At 34.6% G+C, this 25,080-nt stretch carries 4 protein-coding genes; all 4 read left to right on the top strand.

The features are described 5' to 3' along the window. Window positions 1–6 precede the first annotated feature (6 nt). From BUE10_RS17405 to BUE10_RS17420, 4 genes are read left to right on the top strand one after another with little or no spacing between them, the layout of a single operon-like run. The gene (locus BUE10_RS17405; protein WP_073487136.1) at window positions 7–6,561 is read left to right on the top strand and encodes a non-ribosomal peptide synthetase; all 6,555 of its coding nucleotides are present in this window, start codon (window positions 7–9) and stop codon (window positions 6,559–6,561) included. Further along, on the top strand, window positions 6,558–9,878 hold the full coding sequence (locus tag BUE10_RS17410; RefSeq protein WP_073487138.1) for a non-ribosomal peptide synthetase: 3,321 nt from the start codon (window positions 6,558–6,560) through the stop codon (window positions 9,876–9,878). The genes BUE10_RS17405 and BUE10_RS17410 overlap by 4 nt, the downstream gene beginning before the upstream one ends. Continuing rightward, window positions 9,875–19,387 (top strand): non-ribosomal peptide synthetase, encoded by a 9,513-nt coding sequence (locus tag BUE10_RS17415; RefSeq protein WP_073487139.1) that lies wholly within the window; start codon window positions 9,875–9,877, stop codon window positions 19,385–19,387. Before BUE10_RS17410 ends, BUE10_RS17415 begins: the two co-directional genes overlap by 4 nt. Then, window positions 19,384–25,023 carry a non-ribosomal peptide synthetase gene (locus BUE10_RS17420; protein WP_073487141.1) on the top strand — a complete coding sequence of 1,880 codons (5,640 nt, stop codon included), beginning with the start codon at window positions 19,384–19,386 and terminating at the stop codon, window positions 25,021–25,023. The genes BUE10_RS17415 and BUE10_RS17420 overlap by 4 nt, the downstream gene beginning before the upstream one ends. Window positions 25,024–25,080: the final 57 nt, after the last annotated feature.

Raw genomic sequence — 25,080 nt, forward strand, 5'->3', positions numbered from 1 at the left:
AAAAACATGGAAGAATTATTTTTAAAACTAAAAAATCTGGATGTTCATTTAAGTGTTGAAGATGGTAACTTAAAATTAAGTGTACCTGATGACTTTGAAGAAAACGACTTAATTGATGAAATCAAAAAAAATAAAATTGAATTAATTGATTACATCTATGAAAGCAGAACAAAGAATATAAACTCTTTAGAAATTCCAAAGAAAAAAAATGCTGTTTCTACAAAATTAACGCCGCCTCAGGCTCGTTTATACGTGCTGCAAGGTCTGGCAAAAGATTCTAATGTATACAACATTCCTTTTGCTTCAGAATTGATAGGAGCAGTAGATGTTTTGCAATTACAAAAGGCTTTTATTGAATTAATTCAAAGACATGAAAGTTTACGAACCTCTTTTTTACTCGATAATAATTACGAGCCAATACAAAAGGTACTGGAAAAATTCGATTTTGAATTAGAACATATTAAATCTGACGAGAAAGGATTAAAAGAAATTGTCGAAAATTTTTCATTTTCTTTTAATCTGGAGAAAGCACCATTAGTTAGGGCAAAGCTGGTAGAACTTCAGGCAGATAGATTTATTTTATTAATGGATGTACATCATATTATTTTTGATGGGATTTCATTACAGGTATTTTTGCGTGATCTGGTTTCACTTTACAGTAAACAAGAATTGCCAGAACTTACATTACAATACAAAGATTATGCAGACTGGTATTTTAGCGAAGATTATCAAAAGAACCTTTCTTTGCAAAAAGCATTCTGGCTTAAGGAATTAAATGGATTTAAAAACACGGCTATTCTACCTGCCGATTTTAAAAAATCAAACAAAATTTCGTTTGAAGGAGCCTACGCAAATTTCATCATTAAAGGAAAAAGAAGAAAAGCGCTGGAAGAACTTGCTAAAAAATCTGAAGCTTCTTTGTTTAGTGTACTTACTTCTTTGTACAGCATCTTGCAAGCCAAATTAACAGGCATTGATGATTTAGCAATTGGTACTCCGGTAGCAGGAAGACGTCATTGGAGTTTAGAGAACATGATTGGTATGTTTGTCAATACACTGGCCATAAGAATCAACTTTAAAAATGAAATCAGCTTTAATGATTATTTAAAAGAAGTTAGCTCAAAGATTATTCATTGTTTTGATAATCAGGAATATCCATTTGAAGCATTATTAGATGATTTAGGTTCAAGACAAAGCAATGAAATGAACCCATTTTTTAATACACTTATCACATTAGATAATTTTGAGCAGACAGTAGTTGCTATAAATGATTTAGAGATAAAACCTTTTGAGATAAATAAATCAACTTCAAAGTTTGATTTAATCATGCATTTTAGCGAGAAAGAAAATGAACTTGCCTGCACATTTGAATATAGTACTCAATTATTTAAGAAGGAAACTATTGAAAGATTCTTCGATTATTTTATCAATATATTAGATCAGGTTGCAGAAAATGAGTCTGTTATTCTGGATAAAATAACACTTCTGGATCAAGAGTCGAGCAATGAATTATTACAGCTAAATGATTTTACAGATGTAGTGTACGACCAAAACCTGACTATAATAGATCTATTTGAAGAACAAGTTGTTAAAAGTCAGGATAATACGGCTTTAGTTTTAGGCAACGAGACTTTATCATACAAAGAACTAAATGAAAGAGCTAATCAGGTAGCAAGATTACTAAGAGCCAAAGGATTAGAACGAGAAGGCGTGGTTGGAATATTGATGGAGAAAAGTTTTGAGGTTATTATAGGAATGCTTGGTATTCTTAAAGCCGGTGGAGTTTATGTGCCAATTGATGTCAATTATCCGCAAAATCGTATCGATTACATTGTTGAAAACAGTGGCCTTAAAATGATCCTTACAATCCCGGAATTTGAAAACATTGTTGATAAAAAAGACGTATCTAATATATTTATCTCTGAAGCAGATCAAATTAAAGACACATCAAATCTGGATATTGTAAATTCTCCTAATGATATGTGTTACATCATATATACATCAGGAACAACCGGAGTTCCAAAAGGAGTTATGGTAGAACATAGAAATGTGGTACGTCTACTTTTTAATAAAGGATTCCAATTTGATTTTACTGACAAAGATGTATGGACAATGTTCCATAGCCATTGTTTTGATTTTAGTGTTTGGGAAATGTACGGGCCATTACTTTACGGTGGAGTTTTAATTATCATTACTACTCTGGAAGCACGAGATCCTTCAAGGTTTGTAAAAATAATGGAAGACAATAAAGTGACCGTTTTAAATCAAACCCCAACTTCATTCTATAATTTAATTAGAGAAAGCATTGAGAAAAACGCAAATCTTAAAGCCCTGCGCTATGTGGTTTTTGGAGGAGAAGCATTAACACCATCCAAATTAAATCATTGGAGAGATTTATATCCAAATACAAAATTGATCAATATGTACGGTATTACAGAAGTAACGGTGCATATGACTTATAAAGAAATTGGAGACGCAGAAATACAGCACAGTATAAGTAACATTGGAAAAGCCTTACCAACCGGATCTATTTATTTATTAGACAACAACATGAAACCGGTACCAGTAGGGGTTATTGGTGAAATCTACGTTGGGGGCGAGGGAGTTGCACGTGGGTATATGAATAATAAGGAACTAACAGATTCAAGATTTATAAAAAATCCTTTTAAAGAAGGGGACCGATTATATCGATCTGGTGATTTGGCTGTATTACTGGAAAATGGAGACTTAGAATATAAAAGACGTTCTGATAATCAAATACAATTAAAAGGATTTAGAATTGAATTAAAAGAAATAGAGCATCATTTATACCAGCACAAACTAATCGACAATGCAGTTGTGATTATGAGAGTGTCTAAAAAAGATGAACCTTATTTATGTGCGTATTACGTAGGTAAAGAAGAACTAGATATAAATAATTTAAGATCTTATTTAGAAGAACTTCTTCCTCATTATATGATCCCGTCATTTTATGTTAAGATTGAGGAGATGCCATTTACTTCCAATAATAAAATCGATATCGCCAAATTACCAGAACCTAAAATTGGGTTTGTAGGCAATTACATAGCTCCTACTAATGAGGAAGAACAAATCATGTGTGAGATTTGGGCAAAATATATGGATATAGAGCAAGTAGGGATAATGGATAATTTCTTTAGTCTGGGAGGAGATTCGTTGAGAGCCATTGCATTAATATCGACTATAAACGAAAAGTTATCAGCATCATTAATGATTGCAGACTTGTATTCTTTCCCTACAATTAAGGAACTTGTAGTAGCCTTAAAGTCTAATAAAGGTGAAGAACAAGCATTCTTAAAGAAAGAAGCAGTAAAAGAACTTAAGTTATTTCAGGAAACATACAGAGCAGAAAACGAATTTTTAGATAACTATGAAGAGGTATATCCTATGAATGGTATCGAGAAAGGAATGGTTTATTATTCTTTATTAGGTAATACAGATAGTATCCATAACATTATGTATCACGAACAAAATATGTATGACGTGCCATTTGAAAATTTCGATTTTGAAATTTTCAAAACCACACTGAATATGATGATTAAAAAACACAGTGAGTTAAGAAAGATATACGATCTAAAAAACTTAACGCACATCATATTGAAAGAAATTGAACCCGATGTTCATTTTATAGATATATGCCATTTAAGTAAAGCAGAGCAGGATAAATTTATAGAAGATAAATTAGAAGAAGAAAAACTTAGAACAACAGAATTGTCACTATCCTTAATATGGAGAATGCACATTATTAAAGTACGTGAAGGGTTTCAATATCTTTTATTTGATTTTAATCATTCCTTATTTGATGGATGGAGTCTGGCTTCTTTTTTAACAGAACTAAACAATACCGCAATAGCACTTAAAAAAGATCAAAATTACCTTCCAAAGCAAATAGTAGGTAGTTATAAAGATCAGATACTTGGCGAATTGGCTGCAATTAATAGTGAATCCAGTAAAAACTACTGGCAGAAAGAGTTATCCGGCTACAATCGTTTTGAATTATTCCCAACCGGTAAACCCCATGTATTTATTACTGATGACCATGATTTTGGAAGAGAATATAGAAAAAAACTAGAAGCAGCAGCAAGTAAATTCAATACAAGCTTTAAACACTTATGCTTTTCGGCAATTATCTATGCTCTAAGAAGAATAAATTTTGAAAATGACATAACTATGGGAGTTGTGACCAATATTCGACCATTAATTCCAGATGGAGAATATCTTTTGGGTTGTTTCTTAAATACAGTTCCGCTTAGAGTTCAAATACCTGAAAATTTATCTTGGGGAGAGTATGTAAACTTTATTGAACAAAAATTCACAGAATTAAAGTATCATGAGCGAGTACCTTTTTATAAAATATTAGAATTTATTGATGAGAAAACATTCAATGCAAATCCAATCTTTGACGTTAAGTTAAATTATATAGATTTTAGAGTATACAATGATTTTCAAGGATATGACGAAAATTATTTTGGACCATCAAATGCGAGAACCAGTTATTTAAATGAAAATACACTGCTTAACCTTCATATCATTGCTAATAATGACGATTTTATTTTCCGTATAGTTTATTCTACTTCTTTTTTCGAAGCAGAACAGTCTAGTAAACTATCTTCTTATTTTAAAAGTACGCTGGATCAAATATTAAATGATGCAGATAAGAAGCTGGATGATACTTGTGTTTTAAATGAAGAAGAGCAAAACGTAATTACAGAAGAATTTAATAACACTGAGTTTAGCTTTCCTCAAAACGAAACAATTTTAGATTTGTTTAAAGAGCAGGTAAAATCAGCACCAGATAATATTGCTGCTGTAATTGATGATAAAGCTATTTCCTATAGTGAGCTGGAAAGTTTATCAAACCAGTTATCTCATAAGCTGATTCAGATTGGGGTAAATTCAGAAACTCTTGTTCCTATATCTTTAGATCGTTCATTAGAAATGATAATAGGAATTTTAGCTATTCTAAAAGCAGGAGGAGCCTATGTTCCTATAGATCCTACATATCCGCAAAATAGAATTGATTATATTTTAGAAGATATTCAATCTTCATTTATTTTAACCGAGTCCAAATATGAAAACAGCTTTGATATACCAAAACTAATCTTAGATGATAAAGCCATTTATGATAAACAATTAAAATCAGCTCCCGAAGTTAAAATAAGCGAAACTTCTTTAGCCTATGTTATTTACACATCAGGAACTAGCGGTAAACCTAAAGGAGTAATGAATTCGCATGAAGGTATCTATAATAGATTGGCCTGGATGCGCGATCATTTTAATGTAACATCTAAAGACAATATTTTACAAAAAACGAATTTTTGCTTTGATGTATCAGTTTGGGAATTAATACTTCCTTTAATTACCGGAGCAAAATTAGTATTTGCAAAACCAGAAGGTCATAAAGAAACCACTTATCTCGAGGAGATCTTAGATAAAGAGAATATTACATTAATGCATTTTGTACCCTCAATGTTATCTGCATTTTTAATAAATCTGGAAAACTTTAATGGAGGCCAGTTGAGAAGTGTAATTTGCAGTGGAGAAGAACTAAAAGCTGCGACATTAAAAGATTTTCAAACCAGACTTCCGGGTGTTAGTATTTATAACTTGTACGGTCCAACCGAAGCAGCAATTGATGTTACTGCGATAGATTTAACCAATCAAAAAGAAGGTAAAGTTTCAATAGGTAAGCCTATAGCAAATACACAGCTTTATATTGTAGATAGTGAATGTAAAATTCAGTCAGTAGGTGTAAAAGGCGAATTGCTTATTGGAGGTATACAAGTAGCGAAAGGATATCTTAACAAACCAGAATTAACGTCTCAAAAATTTATAAATAATCCATTTAACAAAAAGGACAAATATAAATTATATAAGACCGGTGATATGGCCAGATGGCTTCCTGATGGAAATATTGAGTACTTAGGCAGAATTGACGGTCAGATTAAATTGAGAGGAAACCGAATAGAATTAGGAGAAATAGAAAGTTATTTAATTGATTATCCGGAAATTCTAGCAGGTGCAGTTGATTATAGAAAATACAATAATGACTATTGTATTGTAGCGTACTATGTTGCTGAAAATAACGAAAAATTAGAACTGGAACAGCTGAAAAATTACTTAGCAAAGTCTTTACCGGCTTATATGATTCCATCTTATTTTGTCAAGTTAAATGAACTTCCAATAACCTCAAACGGGAAATTGAACAGATCTGCTTTACCTGATCCTGAGATATTAAGCGCAGAAACATATGTAAAACCATCTAACGAAACCGAAGAAAAGTTAGTAGAGATATGGTCTGAAATTTTAAGTATTGAAAAAGAAAAAATAGGCGTAGAAACTAACTTTTTTGACATAGGAGGTCATTCGTTAAAAGTAATTACCCTTGTTAATACAATCTTTAAAGTTTTTGCTGTTGATGTAGCCTTAAGTCAGGTTTTTGAAAAACAAACAGTTAAAGGCATATCAGATTACATTATTACGGTTAAACAAATGGAATCGGACACAGAAAAAAATCAGCAAAAAATCAAATTATTCATATGAAAATAGATGAGTATATTTCTCATTTGAGAGACGAAAATATCATTATTACTGTGAAAGAAGATAAAATTGCAGTAGAAGATCCAAATGATGTTTTAACTTCTCAAATAATTGACGAGCTTAAGTCTAAAAGATTAGAAATTTTAGACTTTTTCGGCTCGATTAAAACTAAAAAAGAATCATTTATACCTATTTCTAAAGCTCCTGTAAGCAATTATTATCCATTGTCTTCGGCACAACAGCGTATGTATTTTTTGTACGAATTTGATAAAAGAGGAACAACATATAATATGCCAATGTTTTTAAAGCTGGAAGGGAATATTGATTTCTGTCAACTGGAAAAAACATTTAAAAAGTTAGTAGATCGTCATGAGAGCTTACGAACAATATTTGAATTGCAAGACGGCAGTCCTGTTCAGCGATTAGCTCATGATGTTTCATTTTCGATTGAATATGCAGCAAATGATAATTTAACAACAGAATCTGTAATAAAAGATTTTATACGCCCATTTGACCTTTCAAAACAATTACCGATAAGAGTAATAGTAATTAAAGAGGCAGAAGACACCTGTATTTTAGGTATCGATTTGCATCATATTGTAAGTGATGGAAGAACCATGGAGATTTTGACGCATGATTTTTGGTCATTGTATAGTGGAGAAGCCTTAAACGTTTTGCCTATTCAATATAAAGATTATGCTGTATGGCAGCAGAGCAAAGTGCACCAAACTTTGGTTTCCAGCCACAAATCTTATTGGTTAGACACTTTTGCAGGCGATTTTTTCTCTTTGGAATTACCTGTAGACTATTCCAGATCATTAGAACAAAGTGATCGGGGAGATACTCATTCTATACATTTTAATAAATCACAAAGCGATAAGTTACGTGCTTTTATAAGCGCTGAAGGAATCACTACTTACACCTTTTTTTTAGCGATTTATAACATTTTGCTTAGCAGGCTGTCAAACCAGGATGATGTTATAGTTGGGACTTCTACTCTTGGCCGTCATCATTCCGATTTGGAAGAAATAGCAGGAATGTTTGTAAATACACTTGCTTTGCGCAATCGTGTTGATTCTGATAAGAGATTTAGTGATTTCTTATTTTCGGTACAAGAATCCGCGATGAGAGCTTTTGACCATCACACATTTCAATATGAAGAACTAGTTGAAACATTAGACATACCCCGTACTGCTGGCCGTAATCCTTTGTTTGATGTATTCTTCTCCTATCGTCAGGAAATGGAAGGATTAAAGCTTAGTAATTCCAATATTAAAATAGAGCACTATAATGCATCTCCTAAAATTACGGCCAAGTTTGACCTTAATTTAGCAGTATTGGATTCTGAAGAAATTAGCTTGTCATTTACCTATCGAACAGATTTGTTTAAGCAATCAAGTATCAGTCGTTTTTCAGATTATATGATTCGAATTGTCGAAACAGTTCTCGAAAATCCGAATCAACTAATAAAGAATATTGAGATATTATCGAAGAAAGAGAAATCACAATTACTGGTTGACTTTAATAATACAGCTGTAGATTATGATTTAGAAGAGACTGTATTAGATATGTTTGTGGCTCAATCCTTAAAAACACCCTATGCAGAAGCTATTGTATTTGGAGAGGAACGTCTTACTTATCATGATTTAAATACCCATTCTGATCGTTGGGCATCAAACCTTATTGAATCAGGAATAATTTCCGGTTCAATAGTAGGTTTAATAATGTCAAGATCAACAGAAATGGTTACAGCAATCCTGGCAGTAATGAAAGCAGGAGCAGCATATCTGCCTATCGATCCGGAGCAGCCTTTATCCCGCACACTTCATATTTTAAAAGAAAGCGGAAGTAGTTTTGTTATTGGAAATCTAGAGGTTGTTCCTGACGAGCTGAAACAATCTTACCTTTATTTAGGAACAGAAAAATTGGATAAAACTGTACTAAATAGAGCTCAGCAAACTACATTTTCTTCTCCGGATGATTTGGCATATGTTATTTATACATCTGGATCTACCGGACAGCCAAAAGGGGTAATGACACAACACAAAAATGTATCAAATTTCATTAATCATGAACGTAATTTTTTAAATATAGATGCCTCTGACAGTATATTACAATTCTCTCCCTATTACTTTGATGCATCTGTTAAACAAATTTGGCTGGCTTTAACAACTGGAGCAAAACTGGTTTTAGTGCATAAAAACACATTGAGTGACAGAAAACAATTGATAAACTATCTGGAAAAAGAAAGCGTCACGATGCTAAATGTAACACCTTCTTTTTTAAACGGTTTAGACATTCCAAAATTATTTAACCTTAAACGAATTGTTGCCTCCGGAGAAGAATGTAAAGTGAATTTAGCAGAGAAATATTATAAAGAGTATGATTTTTATAATGAATATGGGCCAACAGAAACGACCGTTATCACTATTTCCGGTAAAGTGACTCAGGAAATGATTAACAGGAAAAACATAGCTATTGGCCGACCAATAGCAAATGCAAAAGCGTTCATTTTAGATACTAACCTAAATTTAGTTCCAATAGGATTTACCGGTCAGCTTTATATAGCTGGTAAAGGCTTGTCTAAGGGATACTTAAATCGTTCTGAATTGACAGAAAGCCAATTCATAAATAACCCATTTGGCGAAGGAAAAGTTTATAAAACAGGAGATTTAGCAAGATGGCTTCCTGATGGTACAATAGAATTTTTAGGAAGATTAGATGATCAGATAAAGCTTAATGGCGTCAGAATAGAATTAGGTGAAATCGAAAGCCAGTTAAATACATTTAAAGGCATTAAAGACGCTGTTGTTAGTCTTCGCGAAATCCAAAATAATAAATTTTTGATAGCATATTATGTCTCTGATGATGTTATATCTCCTTCTGAATTAAGAAGCCACTTGATAGATCAAATGCCATTCAGTATGATACCAAGCTATTATATGCAGCTGGATAAACTGCCATTAAGCCCGACAGGCAAACTGGATCGTAGATCACTGCCCGACCCAAAAAAGAAAGAATGGATTTATAAAGCGCCTTCAAATGAAATAGAAAAACAATTGGTATCAATTTGGTCAGAGCTATTACAGCTGGAAATAGAAAAAATTAATGTTGATGATGGATTTTTTGAATTGGGAGGCAATTCTTTAAAGGCAATTTCACTTGTAAATACGATCTCTAAAACATTGTCTGTAAAAATTACCCTGAAAGAAATTTTTATAAAACAAACCATAAGAGAAATTGCTGATTACATCGTGACGGTTAATCAGATAAAAAATATTAAAGCAGATATTAATGGAGAAGTAAAACTTGTACTATGACAACAGACGAATACATTACTTATTTAAGAAGCCTAAATATTATAGTTACTTCACAAGAAAATAAAATTGCGGTTGAGGATCCAAATGATGCTTTAACTTCTGAAATAATTGAAGAACTAAAAGTTAGAAAAACAGATATTTTAGAGTTTTTTAATTTGATAAAAAGTAAAAAAGAACTTTTTATTGGTATATCCAAAGCTCCTGAGAGCGCTTATTATCCATTATCATCAGCGCAGAAGCGCATGTATTTTCTATACGAGTTTGACAAAAAGAGCACTGCTTACAATGTACCTGTTTTTTTCAGGATTGGCAGACCGCTTGATGTTTCCCGTTTAGAAACCGCCTTTGCAAAATTGGTTTCACGCCATCAAAGTCTTCGTACCGTATTTGAAATAGTGGATGGCGTTCCTGTACAGCGTATATTAAATGATAATTCTTTTAAAATGGAACATTACAGCGGGAATGTTTCAGAGATCAATACCTACATCAATACCTTTGTCCGTCCCTTTAATCTGTCTGCAGAGTTTCCAATCCGCATCTCGCTGATGGAAGTTACAGGAGAAGATTACCTTTTAATGTTAGACATGCACCATATTGTCAATGACGGTGTTTCGCATGACATTTTAATGCGTGAATTCTGGGCATTGTACAAAGGCCTGCAGTTAGATGAACTGCGCATTCAATATACAGATTATGCCGTATGGCAGCAGAGCGATTCGCATCAGTCTTTAGTATCGGCCCATAAATCGTACTGGCTTGATCTTTATTCAAAAGAGATCAGTGCTTTAGACCTGCCATTGGATTATCCGCGCCCGCTTTATAAAGGCGGTCAGGGCAATAGCCATTCGCTGCATCTTAATAAACAGCAGAGTGCGAGACTACGCAGTCTGGCAGCTTCAAGCGGTGTAACGGTTTACACCTTGTTTCTGGCTGTTTATAATGTACTGCTCAGCAAGGTCTGCAATCAGGATGATATTATTGTAGGAACTCCCACAGCCGGACGCCACCATGCTGATCTTGAAGGTATAGTGGGTATGTTTGTCAACACACTTGCGCTTCGTAATAATGTAGATTCCGGAATTTCATTCAAAGATTTTCTGGCTTCGGTACACGAATCGACATTATCTGCTTTTGATCATCAGCTGTATCAGTATGAAGAACTGGTTGATGCACTGGAGCTTCCACGTGATGCGAGCCGCAGCCCGTTATTTGATGTTTTCTTCTCTTATCAAAATCAGGTTGATGATTCCGGGTTTAACGATCCGGAGCTTAAGATCAGCTATCATGAAGTATCCTATGATATTGCCAAATTTGATCTGAGCCTTGCCGTACTGGACGCAGAAGAAATCATCCTTAACTTCGGTTACCGTACAGATTTGTTTACAGTTTTAAGTCTGGCACGTTTCAGCAGCTATCTTCATAGAATTATCGAAGAAGTTCTGGAAAATGAAAATCAATTAATAAGGGATATTACAATTTTATCAGAAGCAGAGAAATCGCAGCTACTGGTTGACTTCAATGATACTTTTGCAGATTATGACCTGAAGCAGACAGTTCTGGATATGTTTATCTCGCAATGTGCTGAAACACCAGATTCAGATGCAGTTGTTTTTGGAGAAGAACGCCTTAGTTATCGTGATCTTGACGAGCGATCTGATCTTTGGGCATCTCATCTTATTGATTCGGATGTAGCTGCAGGTTCAATAGTTGGTTTAATCATGACCCGTTCAAGCGAAATGATAACGGCTATTCTTGCTGTTATGAAAGCCGGGGCAGCTTATGTCCCAATTAACCCAATCCAGCCTGTATCACGTACAGCTCATATGCTGGAAGAATGCGGCAGCGTGTTTGTGATCAGCAACTTAGAGAAGCAGCCGAATGAACTGTTAGGATATACTTACTTGTCTGTGAAAGATCTGGACAGTGAGCAGATCATTAGAAGCCTGGAAAAAAAGAAACTTCCAAAAGTAAATTCACAGAGCCTTGCTTATGTAATTTATACTTCGGGTTCTACCGGAAATCCAAAAGGGGTTATGGTTCATCACGAATCGGCTACCAACCTGATTAATTATGAGCGTGAATTCTTTTCAATAGAATCAAGTGATAGAATCCTGCAGTTTTCGCCTTACTATTTTGACCCTTCTGTAGAACAGATTTGGTTATCCCTAACAACAGGTGCAGCTCTGGTTCTTGTTGATGAAGCAACGCTTTTAGAAAGTAGTATTCTTAATTCCTATTTAATAGAAAAGGGGATAACTCATTTCCATAGTACACCATCTTTCCTGGAAAAAGTTGATTTTGAAGGAGTGTCAACTCTTCGCCGAGTGATATCTGGAGGGGAAATTTGTAAGCTTCAATTAGCAGAAAAAATTTCAAATAAATATTCGTTTTATAATAAATATGGTCCAACAGAGACCACTGTAACTTTTACAATTCATAAAATAGTAAAAGAAAATATACAAAGTAAAGTTTCTATCGGCCGTCCTGTAGCCAATGCTCAAGCTTATATTCTTGATGGGCAGATGAACCTTCTTCCAATTGGGGTAAAAGGGGAACTTTATATCGGCGGTAAAGGTTTGTCAAAAGGATATTTAAACCGTTTGGATTTAACTCAGGAGCGTTTTGTAGAGAACCCTTTTGGAACGGGGCTTTTATACAAAACAGGAGATCTGGCCAGATGGTTTGCTGACGGAACTATCGATTATTTAGGACGTAACGATAACCAGATAAAACTTCGCGGTTACCGCATCGAACTGGGAGAAATCGAATCACAATTAGAAGCAATTGATACAGTAAATCAGGTTTTAGTAATTGCCCACGGATCAGACGACAACAAACAGCTGATTGCTTATTTAAGCGGCAGTGAGCAGCTGGAAAGTGCTAAAATTAAATCCATATTATCATCAAAACTTCCTGATTACATGATCCCTTCAGCCTTTATCTGGCTGGATAGTTTTCCGGTTACCGCTAATGGTAAAGTAGATAAAAGGACACTTCCTAATCCTGATTTTACAGCCGGAGAGGTATATGTCGCTGCCGAAAATGAAGATCAGGAGAAACTGGTCATGATATGGTCTGATGTTTTGGGTATTGCGGCTGATAAAATCAGTATCCACTCCGACTTTTTTAATCTGGGCGGACACTCTTTAATGGCCATTACCCTGAGTAATAAAATCAATAAAGTATTCTCGGTTAATATCTCACTGCGTGATTTATTTGAACACCGTACTATATCTGAATTATCAATATATATTTTAAGTGCCGAGAAGGTTAGTTTTATATCGATTCCGCAGGCACAGCAAGAAGATTATTACCCATTATCTTCTGCACAGAAACGCATGTATTTTTTATACGAGTTTGATAAAGAGAGCACGGCTTATAATATGCCCGGTTTTTTCAGGATTGGCAGACCGCTTGATGTTTCCCGTTTAGAAACCGCCTTTGCAAAATTGGTTTCGCGCCATCAAAGTCTTCGTACCGTATTTGAAATAGTGGATGGTATTCCTGTACAGCGCATATTAAATGAGAATTCCTTTAAAATGGGACATTACAGCGGTGATGTTTCAGAAATGAATACCTACATCAGTGCCTTTATCCGTCCTTTTAATCTGTCTGGAGAGTTTCCAATCCGCATCTCGCTGATGGAGGTTAAAGATGAGGATTACCTTTTAATGTTTGACATGCACCATATTATCAATGACGGTGTTTCGCATGAAATTTTAATGCGTGAATTCTGGTCATTGTACAAAGGGCTTCAGTTAGATGCCCTGCGTATTCAATATACAGATTATGCTGTATGGCAGCAGAGCGATTCACATCAGTCTTTAGTATCGACCCATAAGGCGTACTGGCTTGATCTTTATTCAAAAGAAATCAATGCTTTAGACCTGCCGTTGGATTATCCTCGTCCGCTTTATAAAGACGGTCAGGGCAGCAGCCATTCGCTGCATTTGAACAAAGAGAAGACTGCTAAGCTCCGCAGTCTGGCAGCTTCAAGCGGTGTAACGGTTTACACCTTGTTTCTGGCTGTTTATAATGTACTGCTCAGCAAGCTCTGCAATCAGGATGATATTATTGTAGGAACTCCGACAGCCGGACGCCATCATGCTGATCTTGAAGGCATAGTGGGGATGTTTGTCAATACACTTGCACTTCGTAATAATGTAGATTCTGGGATTTCATTCAAAGATTTTCTGGCTTCGGTACACGAATCGACATTATCTGCTTTTGATCATCAGCTGTATCAGTATGAAGAACTGGTTGATGCACTGGACCTTCCTCGTGATGCAAGCCGCAGCCCATTATTTGACGTTTTATTCACCTACAACAAACAGGTTGATGATTCCGGTTTTAGTGATCCGGAACTTAAGATCAGCTATCATGAAGTATCGTATAATACTGCCAAATTCGATCTGAGCCTTGCCGTACTGGATGCAGAAGAAATAAGCCTTGATTTTGGTTATCGTACAGATTTGTTTACAGCTTCAAGCCTGGCACGTTTCAGCAGCTATCTTCATAAAATCATTGAGGAAATACTGGAAAATGAAAACCAGTTAATAAAAGATATTACAATTTTATCTGAAGCAGAAACATCAAAACTGCTGGTTGATTTTAATAATACTTTTGCAGATTACGACCTGCAGCAGACAGTTCTGGATATGTTTATCTCGCAATGTGCTGAAACACCAGATTCAGATGCAGTTGTTTTTGGAGAAGAGCGCCTTAGTTATCGTGATCTTGACGAGCGATCTGATCTTTGGGCATCCCATCTTATTGATTCTGGCGTAACAGCAGGTTCAATAGTTGGTTTAATCATGACCCGTTCAAGTGAAATGATAACAGCTATTCTTGCCGTTATGAAAGCCGGGGCAGCTTATGTACCGATTAACCCGACCCAGCCTGTATCGCGTACGGCTCATATTCTGGAAGAATGCGGCTGCGAGTTTGTGATCAGTAATTTAGAGAAACAGTCAGATGAACTGCAAGGCTATACTTATTTGTCTGTAGAAGAACTGGACAGTGAGCAGATAATTAGAAGCCTGGAAAAAAAGACACTTCCAAAAGTAAATTCACAGAGCCTTGCTTATGTTATTTACACTTCAGGTTCTACCGGAAATCCAAAAGGGGTTATGGTTGAACATGAATCGGTTACCAACCTGATCAATCACGAACGTGAGTTTTTAGAAATAGAATCCAGTGATAAAATCCTGCAGTTTTCACCTTATTATTTTGATGTTTCTGTAGAGCAAATCTGGTTATCGCTGACCACAGGAGCGGCTCTGGTATTAATTGATTCTGTGGTATTAACAGATCAGGATTTGTTTATAGGATATTTAGAGGAACATTCAGTTACACATCTAAATGTTACGCCATCCTTTTTAGAGAGCTTATCACTTCCAGTTTTGCCAAATCTTAAACGAATAGTAGTATCTGGGGAAGAATGTAAATTAGGACTGGCCCGCAGGTACAACGAAGATTATGATTTTTATAATGAATACGGGCCAACAGAAACAACAGTTATCTCGATTTCCCAAAAATTAACCTCAGAAACATTAAAAGGCGATAAAGTTTCCATAGGCCGTCCTGTAGCCAATACTCAGGTATATGTTCTGGATGCGCAGATGAACCTTTTACCAATTGGGGTAAAAGGGGAGCTTTATATCGGCGGTAAAGGTTTATCAAAAGGCTATTTAAACCGTTTGGATTTAACCCAGGAACGTTTTGTAGAAAACCCTTTTGGAACGGGGCTTTTATACAAAACAGGAGATTTGGCAAGATGGTTTGCTGATGGGACGATCGATTACTTAGGCCGCAACGATAACCAGATAAAACTTCGCGGTTACCGTATCGAACTGGGAGAAATAGAATCTCAATTAGAAGCAATAGATACTGTGAACCAGGTTTTAGTAATTGCCCACGGATCAGACGACAACAAACAGCTGATTGCCTATTTATGCGGCAGTGAGCAGCTGGAAAGTGCTAAAATAAAATCCATATTATCATCAAAACTTCCAGATTACATGATCCCTGCAGCTTATATCTGGCTGGATAGTTTTCCGGTTACCGCTAATGGTAAAGTAGATAAAAGGGTACTTCCTAATCCTGATTTTACAGCCGGAGAAGTATATGCTGCTGCAGAGAATGAGGATCAGGAGAAACTGGTCATGATATGGTCTGATGTTTTGGGTATTGCGGCTGAAAAAATCAGCATCCACTCCGACTTTTTTAATCTGGGAGGGCATTCTTTAATGGCCATTACCCTGAGTAATAAAATTAATAAAGTATTCTCGGTTAATATTTCACTTCGTGATTTATTTGAACACCGTACTATATCTGAATTATCAGTATATATTTTAAGTGCCGAAAAGGTTGGTTTCGTATCAATTCCACAGGCACAGCAGCAAGATTATTATCCATTATCTTCAGCGCAGAAACGAATGTATTTTCTATATGAGTTTGACAAAGAGAGTACGGCTTACAATATGCCCGGTTTTTTCAGGATTGGCAGACCGCTTGATGTTTCCCGTTTAGAAACGGCCTTTGCAAAATTGGTTTCACGCCATCAAAGCCTTCGTACCGTATTTGAAATAATAGATGGTATTCCTGTACAGCGTATATTAAATGAGAATTCCTTTAAAATGGGGCATTACAGCGGAGATGTTTCAGAAATGAATAGCTACATCAGTGCCTTTATCCGTCCTTTTAATCTGTCTGGAGAGTTTCCAATCCGCATCTCGCTGATGGAAGTTACGGGAGAAGATTACCTTTTAATGTTTGACATGCACCATATTATCAATGACGGTGTTTCGCATGAGATCTTAATGCGTGAATTCTGGGCATTATACAAAGGCCTGCAGTTAGATGCTTTACGTATTCAATATACAGATTATGCCGTATGGCAGCAGAGTGATTTGCATCAGTCTTTAGTATCGACCCATAAATCGTACTGGCTTGACCTGTATTCAAAAGAAATCAATGCTTTAGACCTGCCATTGGATTATCCGCGCCCGCTTTATAAAGGCGGTCAGGGCAGCAGTCATTCGCTGGATTTGGATAAAGAGAAAACCACTAAGCTTCGCAGTCTGGCAGCTTCTAGCGGTGTAACGGTTTATACCTTGTTTCTGGCTGTTTATAATGTACTGCTCAGCAAGATCTGTAATCAGGACGATATTATTGTAGGAACTCCGACAGCCGGACGCCACCATGCCGATCTTGAAGGTATAGTAGGTATGTTTGTTAACACGCTTGCACTTCGTAATACTGTAGATTCGGGAATTTCATTCAAGGATTTTCTGGCTTCGGTACACGAATCGGCATTATCTGCTTTTGATCATCAGCTGTATCAGTATGAAGAACTGGTTGATGCATTGGAGCTTCCTCGTGATGCGAGCCGTAACTCTTTATTTGATGTTTCTTTTACGTATCAAAAACAGGTTGATGATTCCAGTTTTAACGATCCGGAATTTAAAATCAGCTTTCATGAAGTAGCGTATAATACTGCTAAATTCGATCTGAGCCTTGCCGTGCTGGATGCAGAAGAAATAGGTATTTCCTTTAATTATCGTACAGATTTGTTTACAGCTTCAAGCGCAGCACGCTTTGGTGATTATCTTCATAGAATTATCGAAGAAGTTCTGGAAAATGAAAACCAGTTAATAAAAGATATTACCATTTTATCTGAAGCAGAGAAATCGCAGCTACTGGTTGATTTTAATAATACTTTTGCAGATTATGACCTGCAGCAGACAGTTCTGGATATGTTTATCTCGCAATGTGCTGAAACACCAGATTCAGATGCAGTTGTTTTTGGAGAAGAACGTCTTAGCTATCGTGATCTAGATACCAGATCTGATCTTTGGGCATCCCATCTTATTGATTCTGGTGTAACTGCCGGTTCAATAGTTGGTTTAATCATGACCCGTTCAAGTGAAATGATAACAGCTATCCTTACTGTTATGAAAGCCGGGGCAGCTTATGTACCGATTAACCCGACCCAGCCTGTATCGCGTACAGCTCATATGCTGGAGGAATGCGGCTGCGAGTTTGTGATCAGTAATCTAGAATCACATGACCTGCAGGGTTATACTTATCTGTCTGTAGAAGATCTGGATAGTGAGCAGATCATTAGAAGCCTGGAAAAAAAGAAACTTCCAAAAGTAAATCCACGGAGCCTTGCTTATGTTATTTATACCTCAGGTTCTACCGGAAATCCAAAAGGGGTTATGGTTGAACATGAATCGGTTACAAATTTAATCAACCACGAACGCGAATTCTTAGCGATAGAAGCCAGCGATAAAATCCTGCAGTTTTCGCCTTATTATTTTGATGTTTCTGTAGAACAGATCTGGTTATCGCTGACCACGGGAGCGAGTCTGATATTAATTGATTCTGTGATATTAACAGATCAGGATTTGTTTGTCGGATATTTAGATACACATTCGGTTACACATCTTAATGTTACGCCGTCCTTTTTAGAGAGTTTATCGCTGCCAGTTTTACCAAGTCTTAAACGAATAGTAGTATCTGGAGAAGAGTGTAAATTAGGACTGGCCCGCAGGTACAACGCAGATTATGATTTTTATAATGAATACGGGCCGACAGAAACAACGGTTATCTCGATTTCTCAAAAATTAACTCCGGAAGTATTAAAAGGTGATAAAGTTTCTATAGGCCGTCCTGTAGCGAATACTCAGGTATATGTTCTGGATGCGCAGATGAAACTTTTGCCAATAGGTGTAAAAGGAGAGCTTTATATAGGAGGTAAAGGTTTATCAAAAGGATATGTAAATCGTTTGGATTTAACTCAGGAGCGTTTTGTAGAGAACCCTTTTGGCTCCGGGCTTTTGTATAAAACAGGAGATTTGGCAAGATGGTTTCCTGATGGAACAGTTGATTACTTAGGAAGGTTAGACGGGCAGATAAAACTTAATGGTGTTAGAATTGAGTTAGGTGAAATAGAAAGCCATTTAAAAGCTTTTAAAGGAATTAAAGATGTCGTTGTCAGCCTCCGTGAAATTGAAAACAATAAAACGCTGGCAGCTTATTATGTAGGAGACGAGATGATAATTAAATCTGAATTAAAAGATTTTTTAATCGACCGACTTCCATTTAGCATGATACCAAGTCATTATATACAACTGGATAAATTGCCATTAAGTCCAACAGGTAAATTAGACCGCAGATTGTTACCAGATGTGGAAAAGAAAGAAAAGGTTTATGAAGCTCCGTCAAACGAAATAGAAAAGCAATTGGTATCAATCTGGTCCGAACTATTACAAATAGAAATTGAGAAGATCAATATTAATGACGGATTTTTTGAACTGGGCGGTAATTCCTTAAAAGCAATTGCACTTGTAAATACTATTTCTAAAATGTTATCTGTAAAAATAACATTGAAAGAGATTTTTACAAAACAAACTATTAGAGAAATAGCGAACTATATCATTACAATTAAACAAATAACAGATACAACAGAAGAAAATAAAGAAGAAATAAAACTTATACTATGAGAACAGACGAATACATTACTCATTTGAGAGGGAAAGGAATTATGGTGTCTATTCAGGAAAATCAAGTAGAGGTTAAAGCTCCGGATGGAGTATTAACACCTGATATTATAGAAGACCTTAAATCAAAAAAAAGAGATATTCTTGATTTTTTTAATTCGATAATTGAAGAAAAAGAGTTTGAGTTAATTAAACCAGCTCCAATACAACCGCATTATCCGTTGTCACGCGGGCAAATTCGTCTTTGGATTCTTAATGAGCTTGGAGAAACTCAGGGATTATATAATTCACCTTTAATTTATCCTATAGGAGAGTTAGATGTCGATATGGTTAAGGAAACGCTTAATGATCTGATTTTACGTCATGAAATCCTTAGAACAGTTATAAAAATTGTAGATGGCCAGCCTCGCCAATTTGTTAAGGAATTTAATGATTTTAAGTTAGATATTGATCATCTTGAGGCTTTTACGCCCGCTGATTATAGAACAATAATAGAGAAGGAACTTTTTTATCCTTTTGATTTAGCTAAGTCAGCAATTAAAGCATCTTTAGTGAAAAATTACGACGGAAAAATGCTGCTTGTCCTTATTTTTCATCATATTATTATAGATGCCTGGTCATTAAATGTACTTAGTAACGAGTTTACCGAAATTTACAAATCAAAAGCTACAGGATCTTTTGCTTATGTTCCTAAATTAACAATTCAGTATAAAGATTATGCTGTATGGCAAAACACTTTACATGAAACAGGAAATTTTGATGGTGCCAGAAAATATTGGATTGATAAGTTTTCTGGTAAAATAGCCAGATTAAAATTACCGGTAGATTTTTCATCTGAGGAAACTCAAACCTATGAAGGAAACAATGCTAATTTCGAAATTTCAAATAAAATTTCAAATCAGCTGATAGCATTTGCAAAACAGCATAATGTTTCTCTATATATGATATTTATAGGGGTTTTAAAATCCTTATTTCACAGATATACCGGTGAAGAAGATATAATTTTAGGTTCTGTTGTAAGCGGGCGAGATCATGCCAGTTTAAAAGATCAGGTTGGTTTTTATGTAAATACCATTGCTCTTAGAACTGCTGTTAAGGGGACAAGTTCGTTTAAGCAGATTCTTCAAGATGTAAAAACGACAACTCTGGACGCTTTTGAACATCAGTCTTATCCATTTGATTTATTAGTAAATGAAATAGAAAGTGAAGTTAATGCAGAAAAAAATCCATTATTTGATGTATTAATATCCTATCATGATTCTGATGATTCTATAGATCCGTCAAATAAAATTATAGAAAGCCTGTCTTTAGGGGACGAGATTGAATTTTGTAATACCATTGCCAGTAAATTTGATTTATCTTATACTTTTCAAAGAAAACCAGATGGTACAATAATGGGAACTTTAGGATTTAATGCAAATCTTTTTGGCAAAAATAAAATTACAAGAATGATTCATCATTTTAAAAATTTGCTTGAAGAAGTATTAAATAATCCAAATGAACCTATTGCTGATATTTTTTATTTAGAGAAAGAGGAAGTTAAAACCTTAGCAGCATTTAATAATACTGCTAAAACACTTCACTTTAATAAAGGGATGAAGCATATTATTGAATCCCGTGTTGAAAAAAATCCTGCATCAACAGCTATAATTACTGAAAATGGAGAAGTAACTTTTGAGGAATTAAATAATAAAGCAAATCGTTTATCTCATTATCTCAAAGATACATTTAAAGTTTCTAAAGGAGATTGTGTAGGGGTTATGATGGACAATACGGTCGATAGAATGGTGGCCCTTTTAAGTATTATCAAACTTGGAGGAGTGTATGTGCCTATTGATAAGGAAAATCCATTTGAAAGAACATCTTTTATACTAAATGATACCAATGCTAAACTTTTAATGACCGAAAGCTTCTGTAAGGTGGTTCAGGAAGAATCGCGATACAATGTTGCTTTTGTAAAAGTGGATCAGATAAAAAATGATTTAAATGAGTTTTCATCAGAAAATATTAAAGTCAACGTTGATTTACAAGATCTGTTTTCAATATTATATACTTCAGGATCAACCGGAAATCCAAAAGGCGTATTAATTAAAAATGAAGGGTTAATAAATAGAATAAATTGGTTTTGGGATCATTATGAATTTACTGAAAACGATATTATTTTTCAAAAAACACCATTTGTTTTTGATGTTTCGATTGGAGAAATATTCATGCCGCTGTGTTTTGGAGCAAAATTAGTGCTTGCTACCGGCGAGGAAAATTCACTTCAGATTACAGAAAGTATTATTAAATACAATTTAACTTATATACATTTCTCACCTACTCAGTTAAATAACTATTTAGATGCTGTAGATAATGATTTTTCAAAAATTACTTCTTTAAGAAGGATTGTCTGCAGCGGAGAAGAATTGACAAAAACTATATTAACGAAGTATTATAAGCATCTTCAAATTCCATTATCAAATCTTTATGGACCTACAGAAGCTTCTATTGAAGTTACTTATTTTGATGCATTTCCTGCTTTTGTACAAAATAACAGTTCAAGAATTCCTATCGGGAAACCAATTAATAACGTACAGATCTATGTATTAGATCCTAATCGTAAAATAGTTCCTATTGGTTTTGTTGGCGAGATTGCAATAGGAGGAGTATGTCTTGCAGAAGGTTATCTAAATTCACCAGAAAAAACTAAAACTCAGTTTATAGAATGTGAATTCAATTTAAATGAGAGCACAAGGGTTTACAAAACCGGAGATTTGGGAATGTGGTTAGAAGATGGTACGGTACAGTTTTTAGGCAGAAAAGACAATCAAATATCAATAAATGGTTCCAGAATTGAACCGGGAGAAATAGAAAGTGTTATTTCAAAACATCCCAGAGTTCATAATATAGCTGTAGTCCCTAAAAAAGATGAGTTTAATAACTGGCACTTAATGGCTTATTATACGCTTAAAAATGAAGAACTTATTGAAGTAAAAAAGAAAAATGCTGTAGAAAAAGATTTTCCAATAGTTAAAAATCAAAATTTTAATTATGAAAAATTATCCTCTAACAAAACGAATATATATCAATTATTTCAAGATTCATTTGATAAAAATGCAAATAATACCGCAATTGTTTTTAAGGATAAGAATTTGACTTATAAGGAACTAAGTTCTGAAGTTGACAAGCTTGCCGCCTTATTAAGAGTAGATCATAACCTGGGCGTTGGAAGCCATGTAGTTTTAATTGCCGGAAGGTCTGAGCAAACAATTATATCCATTCTTGCCATCATGAAAATTGGTGCGGCTTATATCCCGGTTGATCGAGATTATCCGGAAGCAAGAATAAATTACATTGTAAACGATTGTGCTGCAGATTTAATTATAATAGATCAGGATGTCGAATATGAAATAGAGAATGATGCTGTTCCTGTTTTATTTTACGATTATTCAAAACACCATTCAGGAGATCATTATCTGCATGAAGATGATGCATCTGCAGACTTAACAGACCTATGTTATATTTGTTATACTTCTGGCTCAACAGGAGAACCAAAAGGAGTAATGATTGAACAACGATCTGTTATTGATTATGTTGAAACATTTTCTAATTATTTTGAACTATCAAATAAAGATGCAGTTATCCAGCAATCGTCTATATCATTTGATACATCTATCGAGGAAATATTCCCAATATTATCCACAGGAGGTACTTTAGTTGTGCTTTCTGAAGGAGGAAGAGATATTGAAGGGATTATTGATGGGATAAATAACCATAATGTAACAATCCTGTCGACAACACCTTTGGTTATTAATGAACTTAATATTAATTCAGACAGATTACAGTATATTCCAAGAGCCATTATTAGTGGTGGAGATGAATTGCGAAAATCTTATATTGATAAGTTAATAGAAAAAACAGCTCTATTCAATACATATGGACCAACAGAGTTTACTATATGTTCATCTTTTGCTCAAATTGATAGTGTTGAAAATTGTAATGTAATAGGAAAACCTATAAATAATCATACAATTTACTTATTTGATGATAACTTAAAAGAGGTTGAGACTGGAGAAATTGGTGAAATCTTTATTGCCGGATCAGGTATGGCCAGAGGATATCTTAATAGGATTGATGAAACTAAATCACATTTTATATCTCACCCTTCGGTTGAAGGACTAATCTATAAAACAGGCGATTTAGCGAAATATAATGAAAATGGAGAACTGGAATTTTGTGGAAGAAAAGACAGTCAGGTAAAAATTAAAGGATATCGTGTTGAGCCTATCGAAATAGATAATACCCTTCAGAAATTTACGGATATACTAAATAGTGTTTCTGTTGCTAAAAAAGATTATAATAACGACAAACATTTAGTAACCTATTACAAAGGATCTGATAAAGTTGAGGAAAAGGAAGTTATTGCATTTTTGCGAAATGAACTGCCTCATTATATGGTACCTGATTATTTGGTAAGAATAGAAGAATTTCCAATAACTTCAAATGGTAAAATTGATGTAAAACTGTTACCTACTCCAAACAGTCTTTTGCATAATGAGTTATTTTATCTTGAGCTAAAAGATTTTATGAAGCAATTCCTTCCTGCATATTTAATCCCTTCTCAATTTGTTTTAATGGATAAGCTGCCATTGACTGTGAGTGGGAAAATAGACAGAAAATTTTTGGAGAATAAAAAAATCGAAAAAAGAGAGGATAAAAAATATGTAGCTCCTCAAAATATAACCGAGGAAAAAATTCAAAAAGTATGGGAAGATAATTTGAAATTATCTAAAATAAGTATCGACACCAACTTTTTTGAAATAGGAGGAAATTCAATAAAAGCTACGCAGATAATGGCAATGATATCTAAGGAACTGGAAATATATGTTCCTTTAAAAGATATCTATAACAACCCAACAATTTTAGAGCTGGCAAGAAAAATCAATGACAATTTTACAAGCGAAAGTTTACTTATAAAGCTTAATAAAATAGTAGATCATGTTCCTAACGTTTTCTTCATTCCTCCGGTTTTAGGATCTTCAATAATCTTTAAAAATTTAGCTACAGATTTGAATAATTTAGCTAATGCATATGGACTGCAGTATCGAGGTTTTGATAAAAATGAGCCATTTGATGAAAGCATAAAAGTTATGGCCAGATCATTTGTTCAAGAAATAAAAACCATAAAATCAGTAAATCAGCCAACTGTTTTAGTGGGGTACTCAATGGGTGCAACAATAGGTTTTGAAGTCGCAAAAATTTTGGAAGAAGAAAATGTCGATGTCAAATTAATATTAATTGATAGAGGTGCATACGAAACGGAAGAAATTTTATTTGATCAGAAAAAATCAGATGATGTAATTGATAATGAATTAGCGCACTGGGGCAAAGAAATTAGAAAAGAGGACTTTGATCGAATTAAACAGTTAGTTTTTCATAACATAAAAATATTAGCCTCTCATAAACTTGAAGGTAAAATAAGCAGTGAAATCATTGCAGTAGAAGCTAATAAAAATTCAGATAAAGTTAAAATGAAAGGATGGCAAGGATATACTAACGGTACTTTTGAGTATCATTTCTTAAATACGACCCATTATGAAATAATCAACGAACAAAAAGACGAACTGGCATCACTTATTAAAAAAGCATTACTGTAATTTTTACAGGATGCTGCAGAAATATCAAATTTAATTTAAATAAAGATATTTTTTAAA

The organism is Flavobacterium sp. CF108 (genome assembly GCF_900129795.1).
In the GTDB taxonomy this organism is placed as follows: Bacteria; Bacteroidota; Bacteroidia; order Flavobacteriales; family Flavobacteriaceae; genus Flavobacterium.